The following is a 14,349-nucleotide window of genomic DNA, read 5'->3' as shown; positions in this document are numbered from 1 at the left end:
CACCGATACGCTCGACCGGCGTGACGCAGTCGACATGGCCGCCGCAGCCATCATGGTCGGGCTGACGCTGTCCTGGGGGCTGAACTACGTCGCCGCCAAGATCTCCTATGCTGGCTACGATCCCGTTTTCCTGTCGGTGGCGCGCTCCATCATCGGTGGCCTGTGCGTTTTTGGCTGGTGCCGCTGGCGCGGCATTAAGCTGTTCACGCCCGACAAGACCCTTGTCGCGGGCATTGTGGTGGGCGTGCTCTTCGGCATCGAGTTTCTGTTTCTCTATGTCGGCCTCGAACACACGACGGTTGCCCGCAACACGCTCCTGGTCAACACCATGCCGTTCTGGGTGCTGGTCGGCGGTCATTTCCTGCTGGACGAGCGCATAACCGCGCGCAAGCTCCTCGGTCTTCTCTTGGCTTTCGCCGGTCTGGTCGCCGTGTTCTCCGACAAGGTGAGCGCCGGCAACGGCGTGACATTGACTGGTGACTTGCTCAGTCTTGGCGCCGGCATCCTCTGGGCTCTGACCAGCATCGTCATCAAGCGGTCGAAACTGGCCGAGACCAGCGCCGAGAAGTTGTTGCTCTATCAACTGGCCGGCGCCATCCTGGTCGGCGTCCTGGTGCTGCCTTTCGCCGGGCCGCCGGTCCGCGACTTTGCTGCCTTGCCGACACTGGCCCTGCTGTTCCAGGCCGTCTATGTCGTCGCCTTCACCTATGTGCTCTGGTTCTGGCTGCTCAGGCGCTATCCGGCATCGGGCCTGTCAAGCTTCACCTTCCTGTCGCCGGTGTTCGGCGTGCTGTGCGGCGCCGTCATCCTGAACGAGCCGCTGACTGTCCGCATTTTCTTGGCGCTCGGCCTCATCGCCGCCGGTCTGATCATCGTCAACCGGCCGGCGCGCAAGCTGGCGCCGGTTTAAGAGAGACCTTCCATGCGCGATATTCTCAACGACCTCGAAGCAGGAAAGCAGCTTTCCGACCCGGATCCGGTGCGCCGCGCCCAGATCCAGATGAAGACGCATTTACCGAAACGCTTCTACAAAACCGTCTCGGTCGCACCGCTCGACGATGGATTTGCTGTTCATCTCGACGGCAAGCCGGTGCGCACGCCGGGCAAGGCGCTGCTGGCGCTGCCAAACGAAAAGGCTGCCGGCCTGGTCGCTGACGAATTCGCCGCGCAGGGCGAGACCATCGACCCGGTGACGATGCCGGTCCTGCGCCTCGCCAACACGGCCATCGACGGCGTCGCCAGCGACCCGCAAGCGGTGCTGGAAGACATATTGCGCTTCGCCTCGTCCGACCTGCTCTGCTATCGCGCCGACGCGCCGCAAGGGCTGGTCGACCGGCAGAACGAGCATTGGGATCCGGTCGTCGACTGGGCGCGAACAGCGCTCGGTGCGCGGTTCCATCTCGCCGAAGGGGTCATCCATGTCGAGCAGCCGCGCGAGACAATCGCCGTGCTGGGCGTTCATCTTGCCCAGCGCAAGGATCCGCTGCGGCTGGCGTCGATCCACGTCATGACCTCGCTGACGGGATCGGCGCTGCTGGCGCTGGCTGTCGACTTCGGCGAACTCGACGGTGAGGCGGCCTGGACCGCCGGCCATGTCGACGAAGACTGGCAGGCCGAGCATTGGGGCCAGGATGCCGAAGCCGTCGCGCGCCGCTCGGCCCGCAAGTGCGACATGATGGCCGCCGTCAGCCTGCTTGAGGCGCTCAAGACCTGAAGGCGCCCACGGCGACGCGGGGCTTTCGCGCCGATGCATTAGACCAAAGTCATAATCCCAAGGTTGGTCTGCCGCCGGACGGTACTTTCTGTCATTTTTTGCACCGTTAGCTGCGCTGAGTCCGCGTTCAGAGGAGAACACGGACATTGGGGCGCGGCATCGAGGACAGACGGGATCTCACGGGAGGACATATCAATGGCAATGGCAACGACCGCCGGCGGCGCAAGCCGCGGCATGACGCGAGAGGAGAAGAAGGTCATCTTCGCTTCCTCGCTCGGCACCGTTTTCGAATGGTACGATTTTTATCTCTATGGCTCGCTGGCAGTGTTCATTGGTTCGACTTTCTTCAGTCCAACCATTCCGGAAGCAACGCGCAATATCTTCGCGCTGCTGGCTTTCGCCGCCGGCTTCCTGGTGCGTCCGTTCGGCGCACTGCTATTCGGCCGCATCGGCGACCTTGTCGGCCGCAAATATACTTTCCTTGTCACTATGACGATCATGGGCCTGTCGACCTTCCTGGTCGGCTTGCTGCCTGGATATGCGACTTTGGGCATCGCCGCTCCCATAATCCTGATCATCCTGCGCATGCTGCAGGGCCTGGCGCTCGGCGGCGAGTATGGCGGTGCAGCAACCTATGTCGCTGAGCATGCGCCCGACGACCGCCGTGGTTTCTACACCTCATGGATCCAGACGACGGCAACGCTCGGCCTGTTCCTGTCGCTGATCGTCATCCTGATCGTCCAGGGTTCGATGGCCAAGGAAACCTATGCCGCCTGGGGCTGGCGCATTCCGTTCATCGTTTCCTTCCTGCTTCTTGGCATTTCGATCTGGATCCGGCTGTCGCTGGCTGAATCGCCGACCTTCCAGCGCATGAAGGACGAGGGCAAGGGCTCCAAGGCGCCGCTGACGGAAGCCTTCGGCCAATGGAAGAACGCCAAGATCGCGCTCTTGGCGCTGCTCGGCCTCACCGCCGGTCAGGCCGTGATCTGGTACAATGGCCAGTTCTACGCGCTGTTCTTCCTGACCAACGTGCTCAAGGTCGATGCGCAGTCGGTCAACATCATGATCGCCATAGCGCTGGCGGTCGGGTCGATCTTCTTCGTCGTGTTCGGCTGGCTCTCCGACAAGATCGGCCGTAAGCCGATCATCATGGCCGGCCTCGCATTGGGAATCGTCTGCACCTTCCCGCTGTTCAAGGCACTAACCTGGGCCGCCAATCCAGCGCTCGCAACCGCGCAGCAGAACACGCGCGCGACGGTGACGGCGGCACCCGGGGACTGCAGGTTCCAGTTCAATCCGGTCGGCACGGCGAAGTTCACGACATCCTGCGATATCGCGACTTCGTTCCTGACCAAGAACTCGGTGCCTTATGATGTCGTGGCGACCGCTGCACCCGGAACGGCCGCTTCGGTCAAGATCGGCAACGAGACGGTGGAGTCCTACGATGCCACCGCCGCCGGCGATCAGGCCAAGGCCAAGGACGCCGCCTTCGTCAAGGCCGTCAACATGTCCTTACAGGACGGTGGCTATCCGCTGAAGCGGGCGGCAATCAAGGTGCCGGACCAGAAGCTTGACGGTTTCGTCGCGGCCAATCCGGAACTGAAGCTCGATGCCGCCGCCATCCGCGCTGGCGAGAAGGCGACGGTTCCGACCGATCAGGCGATCAAGGACAAGCTGCTGACCGCCGACGAGGCAGCGGGTGCGCCCGAGGTCACCGTCTACAATATCCCGGGCGGCGGTCCCTTTGCCATGTTCGCCGACCCGGCGGCGGTCAACTGGCCGATGACGATCGGTATCCTGTTCATCCTCGTCCTGTTCGTCACCATGGTCTACGGCCCGATCGCGGCGATCCTGGTCGAGATGTTCCCGACCCGCATCCGCTACACCGGCATGTCGCTGCCTTACCACATCGGCAATGGCTGGTTCGGCGGCCTGCTGCCGGCGACGGTGTTCGCGCTCAGTGCCTACAAGGGCGATATCTACTACGGCCTCTGGTACCCGGTGATCATCGCGGCGATGTCGCTGATCATTGGCATGATCTTCGTCAGAGATACGCTTGGCACCGACCTGCACACGAAGCAGTAGCCATTGGGCAGTAGGCATTAGCCCCAGCGTTCAAAAGAAAACCCGGCGCGAGCAATCGCGCCGGGTTTTTCAATGACCTGTGAAAAAGAACTTAGCTCTCGCGAGCCTGCTCCGCTTCCTCGATGGCAACCTCATGGTACCACGCGTCGCCGAAATCCGTGCTGACATTGCGCAAAGAGGCAAGCTCTGCCGCGAACTTAGCCTTTCCGCTTAAATTTGAGGCAGAAGCGCGAGCTGCCACCGGGAACATCAGGATCTTGGCCGAGGGACGGGTCGGAGTGATTTCCATTGCCGGTCTCCTTTCTTCTGCCGAACGATATCGATTCAACCTTCTACCAACATAGGTACTGCAATCCATTTAAGCAATATGCCCATGAAAAGATCAGTATTTGCCCAAGATTTATGCAGATTCTGCTTTTGATTGATCTTGGCGCATTGCTTAGACGGCTTGGCGGGTTTGCCCCGATGCCGCGTCATTTTTGCCGCACCCGTCGAGCCGAGAATGGCACACGATTTGCATTTTAACGAACCGGCAGGTCGGCTGCTGGGTGGTTCGGCGCGCGCCGGCGTCATCCAGAAGTTCGGTTTATCAAGCAACGAGAGGTCAGAATGACGAAGTATAAGCTCGAGTACATTTGGCTCGATGGATACACCCCGGTTCCCAACCTTCGGGGCAAGACCCAGATCAAGGAATTCGCCGAGTTTCCGACGCTGGAGCAACTGCCATTGTGGGGCTTCGACGGCTCTTCGACTATGCAGGCCGAGGGCCACAGCTCCGACTGCGTGCTCAAGCCGGTCGCCGTCTATCCGGATCCGGCGCGCACCAACGGCGTGCTCGTCATGTGCGAGGTGATGATGCCGGACGGCGTTACGCCGCATGCCTCCAACAAGCGCGCCACCATCCTCGATGACGAGGGCGCCTGGTTCGGCTTCGAGCAGGAATATTTCTTCTACAAGGACGGCCGCCCGCTCGGCTTCCCCGAGAGCGGCTATCCCGCGCCGCAGGGTCCCTACTACACCGGCGTCGGCTACTCCAATGTCGGCTCTGTCGCGCGTCAGATCGTCGAGGAGCATCTCGACCAGTGCCTCGCGGCCGGCATCAACCACGAGGGCATCAACGCCGAAGTGGCCAAGGGCCAGTGGGAATTCCAGATTTTCGGCAAGGGCTCCAAGAAGGCCGCCGACCAGATGTGGATGGCCCGCTACCTCTTGCAGCGCCTCACCGAGAAATACGGCATCGACATCGAGTATCACTGCAAGCCGCTCGGCGATACCGACTGGAATGGTTCCGGCATGCACGCCAATTTCTCGACCGCCTATATGCGCGAAGTCGGCGGCAAAGCCTATTTCGAGGCGCTGATGGCGGCCTTCGACAAGAACCTGATGGACCACATCGCCGTCTACGGCCCGGACAACGACAAGCGCTTGACCGGCAAGCATGAGACCGCGCCGTGGAACAGGTTCAGCTATGGCATCGCCGACCGCGGCGCCTCGATCCGTGTTCCGCACTCTTTCATCAAGAACGACTACAAGGGCTATCTCGAGGATCGCCGTCCGAACTCGCAGGGCGACCCCTACCAGATCGCTTCGCAGATCCTGAAGACGATCGCCAGCGTGGCCACGGCAGAGAAGAAGGCCGCTGCCTGAGCATTCTTCACGGCGCAGGCGCCCCGCGTCTGCGCCGTGACGCAGCCCTGTCATGTCGGTGGCGCTGGTGGCCTGGCTCTTACGACAAATGACATGAAAAACCCCGGCGTCAGAGAGACGCCGGGTTTTTTGTTTCTGAACCGGTCCGGTCAACCGAATAATACATGTCGACTTGCGGCAGACGCAGATAGTGTAACAAAGACAATTACTTAGTGGATTCTTCGAACCACCTACCTTCCCGGACTCCGTACCACTTCGCTTTGCTTTCCATCGGGGAAATTGCGGCGCATCTCATTCTGCGTTAGCGCCTCCAAAAGTATCTTTCCTGAACGCGCCGCTCATCGCAGATTGGTAGTCGTGCGACTGGAGTAGATTCGATGGATGCCGAAATCTGGCAACGTTTGCTATCACTGGGGAGCCGGGATGTTGTCGCTCAATGGTTCCAGAAGCTACACCGGAACGAACTAAATACCCGGCGTGCAAAAGAGATCATCGCGTCTGCGAAGCAGGCTCGTGAATTCTTCAAGAGCGCATCCGATGCAAGTCATGCTGTACGCCCTCTTTTGACGTTTTATGGCGTGGCATCCCTGGGCCGCGCGCTTGCCCTGTTGTGTAGAAAGAACGGCGGCGAGGAAGGGTTGGCTAAGGGCCACGGACTGGAGATAGTCGCTTGGTCCGATCAACTCTCGGGTGAACTAGGACAGGCACTCGCTGGCATCGGCAATCTGCGGGCGCGCACCTGCCGAGGGCTATTGGCTGATTTGGTGCAAGACACGAACAATCGGATTGCCATGCACATCAACTCAGAGGCGGTGGACTGGAGGCTGGATTATGATGTCCCCGAACTAGGCCATGAGATTACTCTGTCAGATATTCTGGATCGGTTGCCTGACATCCGAAGTCAGTATGCGCACGTAAGGCGTCCAGTCCTCTTTACCTACCTGAATGAGATGACCTACTCGGAAGCAGCGGGTGCCTCATTGAAGGTCAACAACCAAGGTATTTTGCAGTTTCGGACGGAATTCACGGACGCAGGGTACACGGTTGCAGACGATGGCAAGACAGCCACTCTCACGTGTGATGCGACTTGCTTCTCAAGGAACACGCCGCAGTTTCTGCATACCTATGTTGGCGTTCGGCTCGATACCCAGCCTGCATGTTGTGTCCCAATTTTCATCTGGGAAACGCTACTCCCAAATCGCGATTACATATGTTCTCGGATATTTCCTTGGCATGTTGGCGCGCTACTATCCGACGCATTGGATGGCCCTAATGGGTGGAGAAAAGGGCGATGTCTTGTGGCCTAGCATCAATGCAGCCCAGCACTACGTGGAGACAGCGTTTCCCGAACTGGTGCTTAAGTTGATTGAGGACGCCCTACAGCAGGCCGATCGAAATGGAGCGTAGTTATCGTGGTGCGCAACTTTTCCGCAGATCGGGCAAGGTGACAGCCGCGACGGTTCGCGGAACCGGGGCGCTCGTGGATGTAGTCGGTGCGCATGGCGGTAATTCCGAAGGGGTTCGTACCACCTTCCGTACCACTTGGGAGGTCTGGACCCCTTGATTTGCAAGGGGTCCAGCGTTTCCAAGGCTTTCAGCCTCAGATCGAATAATACATGTCGTATTCGACCGGATGCGGGGTCATTTCGAAGCGCATCACCTCGGCCATCTTGAGCTCGATATAGCTGTCGATCTGGTCGTCGTCGAACACCCCGCCGGCCTTCAGGAAGCCGCGGTCCTTGTCGAGGCTCTGCAGGGCTTCGCGCAGCGAGCCGCAGACGGTCGGGATCTTCTTCAACTCCTTCGGCGGCAGGTCGTAGAGATCCTTGTCCATCGGCTGTCCCGGATGGATCTTGTTCTTGATGCCGTCGAGGCCGGCCATCAGCATGGCGGCGAAGGCGAGGTAGGGGTTCGCGCCCGGATCGGGGAAGCGGACCTCGACGCGCTTGGACTTCGGCGACGAGCCGAACGGAATGCGGCAGGATGCCGAGCGGTTGCGCGCCGAATAGGCGAGCAGCACCGGCGCTTCATAGCCCGGCACCAGACGCTTGTAGGAGTTGGTCAGCGGATTGGTGAAGGCGTTGATCGCCTTGGCGTGCTTGATGATGCCGCCGATATAGAACAGGCAGCTCTCCGACAGGCCGGCATATTCATTGCCGGCGAAGGTCGGCTTGCCGCCCTTCCAGATCGACTGGTGGACATGCATGCCCGAGCCGTTGTCGCCGAACACCGGCTTCGGCATGAAGGTGGCCGTCTTGCCATAGGCATTGGCAACCTGATGCACGACATACTTGTAGATCAGCATCTTGTCGGCGTTGCGCACCAGCGTGTCGAACTTGATGCCGAGCTCGTGCTGGGCAGCGGCGACTTCGTGGTGATGCTTTTCGACGCGCACGCCCATTTCGGCGAGCACGGTCAGCATTTCCGAGCGCATGTCCTGCGCGGAGTCGATCGGTGGCACCGGGAAATAGCCGCCCTTGATGCGCGGACGGTGGCCGAGATTGCCGGTCTCGTAGTCGGTGTCGTCATTGGACGGCAGTTCGGTCGAATCAAGCTTGAAGCCGGTGTTGTACGGATCGGCCTTGTATTTGACGTCGTCGAACACGAAGAATTCGGCTTCCGGGCCGACGAAGATCTGATCGCCGATGCCTTCCGCCTTCATATAGGCCTCGGCCTTTTTGGCGGTGCCGCGCGGGTCGCGGTTGTAGGATTCGCCCGAGATCGGGTCGAGGATGTCGCACAGGATGACCATCGTCGACTGCGCGAAGAACGGGTCCATATGCACCGTATCAGGGTCAGGCATCAGCACCATGTCGGACTCGTTGATCGCCTTCCAGCCGGCGATCGAGGATCCGTCGAACATGACGCCATCGGCAAACATGTCTTCCTCCACCTCGACGACATCCATCGTCACGTGCTGCAGCTTGCCCTTCGGATCGGTGAAGCGCAGGTCGACGAATTTCACGTCGTTGTCCTTGATCTGCTTCATGATGTCTTTGGCTGTCGTCATGTCATTTCTTCCCTGTGTGATGACGTTTCGAGGAGACGGTAATCTGAAATCAGAAACCTCAGACCGCGTCCATCCCTGTTTCGCCAGTACGGATGCGCACGACCTCCTCGATGTTGGAGACGAAGATCTTTCCGTCGCCGATACGGCCGGTTTGGGCCGCCTTGCGAATGGCTTCGATGGCGCCTTCGACCGCGTCGTCACCGAGCACGACCTCGATCTTCACCTTGGGCAGAAAATCGACGACATATTCGGCGCCGCGATAAAGTTCGGTATGGCCCTTCTGCCGACCAAAGCCCTTGGCTTCGGTGACGGTGATGCCTTGCAGCCCGGCCTCCTGAAGCGCTTCCTTCACTTCGTCTAGCTTGAACGGCTTGATGATCGCTTCGATCTTTTTCATGTAAAAAGTGGCCTCCACTGCCAAAAAAAGACGGGTTGTGAGCCCCGCTTGCGCCTCCTTCAAGCACGAACTGTGCCAATCCGGGCGGCTTCGAGGGGGCAAAGGACGATTTCGACGCCATGACGCGCCGGGATGCAAATTCGCGTCATCCGCTGCATTGGATGCGTCATGGACGCTCAGAACCTACACATTGCCAATCACTCCGTCCGCACAATAATAGGGCAGGAAGCACATTTCATAGGCACTTACGCACGGCGCTGGCTATTGAACGATGCATTGGCGGATCGTGTCGTCTCTTCGATGTTTGCTTCGTGCCGAAAACTGGACAATGCTTGCGCAAATGCGGGTCGGCAATCCATGAGCAATGAACTTTTGTCTCCGGCCGAGATGGCCGAGGCCGATCGGCTGGCGATTGCGGCCGGGCCGTTCGACGGCATCGGTCTGATGCGGCACGCCGGCGAGGCGGTCGCTGCCGTGGTGCTGGCGCGCTATCCCCAGGCGAGACGCGTCCACGTCCTGTGCGGCCCGGGCAACAATGGCGGCGACGGCTATGTCGTGGCCCGCTTGCTGGCCGAGGCCGGCATCAATGTCGCTGTCTGGGCCGAAGGCAAGCAGAAGCCGGGAAGCGATGCAGCGCTGGCGTCCGAAGCCTGCAATCTGCCGGTCAACCATCTGAATGATTTCCATCCTACGGCAGGCGAGGTGGTCGTCGACGCTCTGTATGGCGCCGGACTATCGAAGAACCTTTCTCCTTACGCTCAGGCGGCTTCAGGGATTAGCGCAGCGGAGAAAGTGCCAGTCATATCGATCGATTTGCCGTCAGGCGTGTCGGGCGAGACTGGACAGATGAGGGCGTATTTCGACGCCGCTGTGACGGTGACTTTCGTGCGAAAAAAGCTCGGCCATCTTCTAATGCCGGGGCGCGGGGTGTGCGGCGAGATCGTTGTCGCCGATATCGGAATTCCGGATGGGATTATCGAACAGCTCAAGATCAAGGCTTTCGAGAACACGCCCGAGCTTTGGCTGCGATGGTACTTCCCGAGAACGGCTGTCGATGCCCATAAATACAAGCGCGGCCATGTTGCTGTCTTTTCCGGTGGGCCAAGCTCGACCGGGGCCGCCAGATTGTCGGCCTTAGCTGCAGCTCGAATCGGGGCGGGGGCGGTAACCGTCCTTTCGCCCGGCAATGCCATACACGTGAACGCCGCGCATTTGACGTCGATCATGTTGCGCAAGGCCGACACAATTGCAGACATCGACGAGTTCGTGAGCGAACGCCAGCCATCGGCATATGTGCTCGGCCCCGGATTTGGCATTGGCGACAAGGCCCGCGATTTTGCGTTGCGGTTGCTTGCCCAAAAACCTGTCTATGACATGCAAAGCAGAATCGATCTGGGTGGCATTGTGCTCGACGCCGATGGCGTCACGGCGTTTCGCGATGATCCTGCGGTATTGTTCGAGGCGGCACGCCGTGTCGGAGCGCCGCCGTTGATCATGACACCGCACGAGGGCGAGTTTGGCCGATTGTTTCCGGACATTGCCGGTGACAAGAAAAGCTCCAAACTGACCAAAGCGCGAGCGGCTGCCAGGCTTGCGAACGCAGTTGTCGTCTACAAGGGCGCCGACACCGTGATTGCGGCGCCTGACGGCAGGGCGGCGATCAACACCAACGGTGCGCCGTGGCTCGCTACGGCTGGGTCGGGTGATGTTCTGTCGGGTATCGCCGCCGGATTGCTGGCGCAAGGCATGGCGCCCTACCAGGCGGCTTGTGCCGCGGTCTGGATTCACGCTGAAGCCGGCCGCCGTTTCGGGCCAGGCTTGATTGCCGAGGATCTGCCTATGGCGTTGGTGCCAGTGCTACGCGAATTGATCGAAACCCAACCGGACCTTCGATGAGACGCCTTGTTGCCCTTTTCACCACGCTTGTCATGGCCGTATTGGCGACACAGCTGGCGAACGCCGCCGAACAGCCGGTGACCATTATCGACGATCCGGCCGTTCTCGCTGCGCTCGATGCCAAAGGTTTCGGCTTCGCCGGCATTTTCGGTGTCGATGGCAAGGGCGACCTGAAGACGCTCTATGACAAGGCGCCGGCCTATCACCAGATCGTCGAAACCGTGACAAGCGACGTTGCCGCGCTGCGGGCCGAGATGAAGGCCGGCGGGCGGCCGCTCTACGAGGTCACCGACGGCAATGTCGGCCGCATCATGGACATGCGCTGGCTCAAGACCGATGCCGCGCGCTTTCGCCTCGTCGGTGTCATCAACCGGCTCGACCGGCGCGATTTCGCCTCGCTGAAAGGTGACAGGAGTTGCGGCGAGGTGCGTTTCATCTATCGCCTTGCCTACAGCTTCAGGAAAGGTGGAAAGGTTCTGGCCTCTCGCCTGCCGTTCAATTTCAACGCCGTCTATGGCGTCGCGCCGGATCCCGATGGTGGCTGTGTCGGCGTTGCCGGGCGCTGGACACCGCAACTCGACGAGAGTGTCGATGCCGGCTGGCTGACTGGCGGGCCGCTGGAAAGAGCAGGGCTCACCTTCAAGCAGCTTGAGCTCAACGCGCAGGTGGTACGCTTTCCCTCCGGCCAGGAAACCGAATTCGGCGGACAGGCCGCCTATCTCATGCGGATCTTCGGCATTGACGGTGCCGCGGTCAGCGAGAAGCCGCTGGAAAATACGCCTGACACCACGCGGCTCGCGGAAGACGCCGCTCTAAAGACAAAACTCGCCGACTATGTCCGATCCAATGTCGCGGCCGTCGATCTCGGCGTCTACGAAATCCCCGAAGAATTCCTCGCGAAAAAGATCATCTCATGGTCGACCTTCGGCAGCGCCAGGCAGGCCAACCATCCCTTCACGCCGCTGTTCGAGCCCGCGGATTTTGCCGGACTAGACTATTCGAATCTAAAGCTGGTGCGCACGCCGGAAGCGCTGGTCGAGCGGCTGGACAATGGCGCCTGCCAGGGTTGTCATCAAGCGGGTTCGACCGCTGGTTTCCATTTCATCGGTCTCGACGACAAGACGACGTCGCCGCTGAACCGCATCGAGGTTGGCATCTCGCCGCATCTCCACGCCGAGCTGCCGCGGCGCGATGCCTGGCTGCGCGCGACGATTGAAGGCTGGGAGCCCAACCGTTTCCGCCCGCTCTCATTCGCACCACCTGCCATATGGAAGGACGCCGGCGAGGTCGATTACGCGCCGGCCGAGATGGCAATGCCGTGCCTGATCCCCGAGGATGCAAAGCATTTCGGCCCGACCTGGCAATGCGGCGGCGGCACCGTCTGCACGCCGCTGGCCACCGCATCGGGCGTGCGCACGAAGCTGGCGCAATGCCTGTTGCCCAAGGACAGCGAAAAGATGTTCTCCGGCCATCCATGCCTGACCGGCGAGATCGTCAGCAATCCGGCCCAGCCCTTCAATGACCGCTACCGCATATCGGGCCAGTTCGCCGCCTTCGCGCCCGGCATTTCGCGCACGAATTACACCTGCCGGCCACCAAAGATCGGCGTGCCGGCAGGCATTGCCTATCGCGGTTGCGACGACAAGGACCGCAGCTTCGCCGCCTTCAAGCCGGGCAAGCCGATGCCGAACGAGATCTGCGGGCTGGTCGGCGGCAAGAAATTCGACACCTGCGTGGCGACCAACAATTTCGACCAGTGCCTTGGCGGCGCGGTCAATCGCGGCAACCGTCCGGCCTGCTCGGCCGATCATTTCTGCCGCGAGGACTATATGTGCCAGTCGCTGCCGCCGGACACGCCGGGCGTTGCCAAGGTCAGGGGTATCGGCTTCTGCTCCCCGACCTACTTCATCTTCCAGATGCGCATCGACAATCACGCGACGCCATGGGCGAGCGCTGCCCGCGCGACCATGGGCGCCGGATTTGGCGCGGCGGAAGACGAGTGATCTGTTCGATGGTTATCCCTGATAGACGCTAGGGCGCCTTCACAGCGGGATGTTGTCGTGCTTCTTCCAGGGGTTCTGCATGTCCTTGTTGCGCAGCATGCGAAGCGCGCGGGCAATGCGGCGGCGGGTCGAATGCGGCATGATCACCTCGTCGACATAGCCGCGCTCGGCGGCGACGAAGGGGGACAGGAAGCGATCCTCGTAAGCCTTTGTATGCGCTGCGATCTTTTCCGCGTCGCCGATGTCCTTGCGATAGATGATCTCGACCGCGCCCCTGGCGCCCATCACCGCGATCTGCGCCGTCGGCCAGGCGTAGTTCATGTCGCCGCGCAGATGCTTCGACGCCATCACATCATAGGCGCCGCCATAGGCTTTTCGGGTGATGACGGTGATCTTCGGCACGGTCGCCTCTGCATAGGCGAACAAGAGCTTGGCGCCGTGCTTGATCAGACCGCCATATTCCTGCGCCGTGCCAGGCAGGAATCCCGGGACATCGACGAAGGTCACGATCGGTATGGAAAAGCAATCGCAGAAGCGCACGAAACGTGCGGCCTTGCGGCTGGCATCGGAATCGAGCACGCCGGCCAGCACCATCGGCTGATTGGCGACGAAGCCGACCGTGCGGCCCTCGACACGTCCGAAGCCGGTGACAATGTTCTTGGCGAAACTCTGCTGAATCTCGAAGAAGTCGCCCTCGTCGGCAATCTTGAGGATCAATTCCTTGATGTCATAGGGCTTGTTGGCGTTGTCGGGGATCAGCCGGTCGAGCGACGGATCGTGATCGGTGACCGACTGGTAGCATTCGATCTCGGGAATCTCGGCCGTGTTGGAAGCGGGCAACAGATCGACCAGCCGACGCATTTGTAACAGCGCCTCGACGTCATTGTCATAGGCGCCGTCGGCGATCGAGGATTTTGTCGTGTGGACGGAGGCGCCGCCGAGGCTCTCGGCGGTCACCGTCTCGTTGGTGACGGTCTTCACCACGTCCGGCCCGGTGACGAACATGTAGGAGGTGTCGCGCACCATGAAGATGAAGTCGGTCATGGCAGGCGAATAGACGTCGCCGCCGGCGCAGGGGCCCATGATCACCGATATCTGCGGGATGACGCCGGAGGCCAGCACATTGCGCTGAAAAATCTCGGCATAGCCGCCGAGAGCCGCCACGCCTTCCTGGATGCGGGCGCCACCGGCGTCGTAGAGGCCGATGATCGGTGCGCGATTGCGCAGCGCCATCTCCTGCACCTTCACCACTTTCTCGGCATGCGCTTCCGACAGCGAGCCGCCGAACACGGTGAAATCCTTGGCGAAGAGATAGACCGGGCGGCCGTTGACGGTGCCCCAGCCGGTGACGACGCCGTCGCCGGCAATCTTGGTTTTTTCCATGCCGAAGTCGGTCGAGCGGTGCTCGACATACATATCGAACTCCTCGAACGAGCCCTCGTCGAGAAAGACGTCGATGCGCTCGCGCGCGGTCAGCTTGCCCTTCTTGTGCTGGGCGTCGATGCGAGCCTGGCCGCCGCCCATGCGCGCCATGTCGCGGCGACGCTCGAGTTCCTTCAGCACGTCCTTCATCGGTCGATCCTCAAAACGGAAAGCT

Annotated in this window: 13 protein-coding genes; 8 read left to right on the top strand and 5 right to left on the bottom strand. The window is 60.8% G+C overall.

Annotated features, from left to right (window positions below; all coding sequences use genetic code 11):
- Positions 1-34: 34 nt before the first annotated feature.
- The 3 genes from OHD62_RS16910 to OHD62_RS16900 all read left to right on the top strand — a co-directional run bounded on the left by OHD62_RS16910 (position 35) and on the right by OHD62_RS16900 (position 3,799).
- Positions 35-910, top strand: a complete 876-nt coding sequence (locus OHD62_RS16910; RefSeq protein WP_263786701.1) for a DMT family transporter — start codon at positions 35-37, stop codon at positions 908-910.
- Between the two features lie 12 nt (positions 911-922).
- Positions 923-1,714: an ATP12 family chaperone protein gene (locus OHD62_RS16905; protein ID WP_263784007.1), complete on the top strand. Its 792-nt coding sequence runs from the start codon at positions 923-925 to the stop codon at positions 1,712-1,714.
- Positions 1,715-1,909: 195 nt separating this feature from the next.
- The gene (locus tag OHD62_RS16900) at positions 1,910-3,799 is read left to right on the top strand and encodes an MFS transporter (protein ID WP_263784006.1); all 1,890 of its coding nucleotides are present in this window, start codon (positions 1,910-1,912) and stop codon (positions 3,797-3,799) included.
- A 91-nt stretch (positions 3,800-3,890) separates the two neighbouring features.
- On the opposite strand, the gene OHD62_RS16895 is transcribed toward OHD62_RS16900, so the two are convergent.
- Entirely contained in the window at positions 3,891-4,088 is a 198-nt protein-coding gene (locus OHD62_RS16895) for a DUF2735 domain-containing protein (protein ID WP_263784005.1), read from the bottom strand.
- Between the two features lie 35 nt (positions 4,089-4,123).
- Positions 4,124-4,396 carry a hypothetical protein gene (locus tag OHD62_RS16890; protein WP_263784004.1) on the bottom strand — a complete coding sequence of 91 codons (273 nt, stop codon included), beginning with the start codon at positions 4,394-4,396 and terminating at the stop codon, positions 4,124-4,126.
- A 12-nt stretch (positions 4,397-4,408) separates the two neighbouring features.
- Here OHD62_RS16890 and OHD62_RS16885 point away from each other — a divergent pair, with 12 nt between their 5' ends.
- The 3 genes from OHD62_RS16885 (at position 4,409) to OHD62_RS35750 (ending at position 6,853) form a co-directional block, all read left to right on the top strand.
- A complete protein-coding gene (locus OHD62_RS16885) occupies positions 4,409-5,446 on the top strand; it encodes a glutamine synthetase beta-grasp domain-containing protein (protein ID WP_263784003.1) in 1,038 nt (345 codons plus the stop codon).
- A gap of 377 nt (positions 5,447-5,823) precedes the next feature.
- Positions 5,824-6,753 (top strand): YaaC family protein, encoded by a 930-nt coding sequence (locus OHD62_RS16880; protein WP_263784002.1) that lies wholly within the window; start codon positions 5,824-5,826, stop codon positions 6,751-6,753.
- Positions 6,680-6,853 (top strand): hypothetical protein, encoded by a 174-nt coding sequence (locus OHD62_RS35750; RefSeq protein ID WP_412177390.1) that lies wholly within the window; start codon positions 6,680-6,682, stop codon positions 6,851-6,853. The genes OHD62_RS16880 and OHD62_RS35750 overlap by 74 nt, the downstream gene beginning before the upstream one ends.
- A gap of 193 nt (positions 6,854-7,046) precedes the next feature.
- On the opposite strand, the gene glnA is transcribed toward OHD62_RS35750, so the two are convergent.
- Both glnA and OHD62_RS16870 read right to left on the bottom strand, forming a co-directional pair.
- Positions 7,047-8,456 carry a type I glutamate--ammonia ligase gene (gene glnA, locus OHD62_RS16875; RefSeq protein ID WP_263784001.1) on the bottom strand — a complete coding sequence of 470 codons (1,410 nt, stop codon included), beginning with the start codon at positions 8,454-8,456 and terminating at the stop codon, positions 7,047-7,049.
- Positions 8,457-8,514: 58 nt separating this feature from the next.
- The gene (locus tag OHD62_RS16870; protein ID WP_006205430.1) at positions 8,515-8,853 is read right to left on the bottom strand and encodes a P-II family nitrogen regulator; all 339 of its coding nucleotides are present in this window, start codon (positions 8,851-8,853) and stop codon (positions 8,515-8,517) included.
- 357 nt (positions 8,854-9,210) lie between these two features.
- On the opposite strand from OHD62_RS16870, the gene OHD62_RS16865 reads away from it, so the two are divergent.
- Together OHD62_RS16865 and OHD62_RS16860 are read left to right on the top strand one after the other, a co-directional pair.
- Positions 9,211-10,749: an NAD(P)H-hydrate dehydratase gene (locus OHD62_RS16865; protein ID WP_263783996.1), complete on the top strand. Its 1,539-nt coding sequence runs from the start codon at positions 9,211-9,213 to the stop codon at positions 10,747-10,749.
- Positions 10,746-12,752 carry a hypothetical protein gene (locus OHD62_RS16860; RefSeq protein WP_263783995.1) on the top strand — a complete coding sequence of 669 codons (2,007 nt, stop codon included), beginning with the start codon at positions 10,746-10,748 and terminating at the stop codon, positions 12,750-12,752. The genes OHD62_RS16865 and OHD62_RS16860 overlap by 4 nt, the downstream gene beginning before the upstream one ends.
- 39 nt (positions 12,753-12,791) lie before the next feature.
- Here the strand turns inward: OHD62_RS16860 and OHD62_RS16855 are convergent, their stop codons facing one another.
- A complete protein-coding gene (locus OHD62_RS16855) occupies positions 12,792-14,324 on the bottom strand; it encodes an acyl-CoA carboxylase subunit beta (RefSeq protein ID WP_263783993.1) in 1,533 nt (510 codons plus the stop codon).
- Between the last annotated feature and the right edge of the window lie 25 nt (positions 14,325-14,349).

It is taken from the genome of Mesorhizobium sp. YC-39, from assembly GCF_025753795.1.
GTDB lineage: Bacteria > Pseudomonadota > Alphaproteobacteria > Rhizobiales > Rhizobiaceae > Mesorhizobium.
Note: the sequence above shows the minus strand (reverse complement) of the source record. Positions and strands in the feature narration are given on the sequence as shown.

Coding starts and splice junctions, on each gene's coding strand:
- OHD62_RS16910 (WP_263786701.1), top strand. CDS start 35: ATGGCCGCCGCAGCCATCATGGTCGGGCTGACGCTGTCCTGGGGGCTG.
- OHD62_RS16905 (WP_263784007.1), top strand. CDS start 923: ATGCGCGATATTCTCAACGACCTCGAAGCAGGAAAGCAGCTTTCCGAC.
- OHD62_RS16900 (WP_263784006.1), top strand. CDS start 1,910: ATGGCAATGGCAACGACCGCCGGCGGCGCAAGCCGCGGCATGACGCGA.
- OHD62_RS16895 (WP_263784005.1), bottom strand. CDS start 4,088: ATGGAAATCACTCCGACCCGTCCCTCGGCCAAGATCCTGATGTTCCCG.
- OHD62_RS16885 (WP_263784003.1), top strand. CDS start 4,409: ATGACGAAGTATAAGCTCGAGTACATTTGGCTCGATGGATACACCCCG.
- OHD62_RS16880 (WP_263784002.1), top strand. CDS start 5,824: ATGGATGCCGAAATCTGGCAACGTTTGCTATCACTGGGGAGCCGGGAT.
- OHD62_RS35750 (WP_412177390.1), top strand. CDS start 6,680: ATGTTGGCGCGCTACTATCCGACGCATTGGATGGCCCTAATGGGTGGA.
- glnA (WP_263784001.1), bottom strand. CDS start 8,456: ATGACGACAGCCAAAGACATCATGAAGCAGATCAAGGACAACGACGTG.
- OHD62_RS16870 (WP_006205430.1), bottom strand. CDS start 8,853: ATGAAAAAGATCGAAGCGATCATCAAGCCGTTCAAGCTAGACGAAGTG.
- OHD62_RS16865 (WP_263783996.1), top strand. CDS start 9,211: ATGAGCAATGAACTTTTGTCTCCGGCCGAGATGGCCGAGGCCGATCGG.
- OHD62_RS16860 (WP_263783995.1), top strand. CDS start 10,746: ATGAGACGCCTTGTTGCCCTTTTCACCACGCTTGTCATGGCCGTATTG.
- OHD62_RS16855 (WP_263783993.1), bottom strand. CDS start 14,324: ATGAAGGACGTGCTGAAGGAACTCGAGCGTCGCCGCGACATGGCGCGC.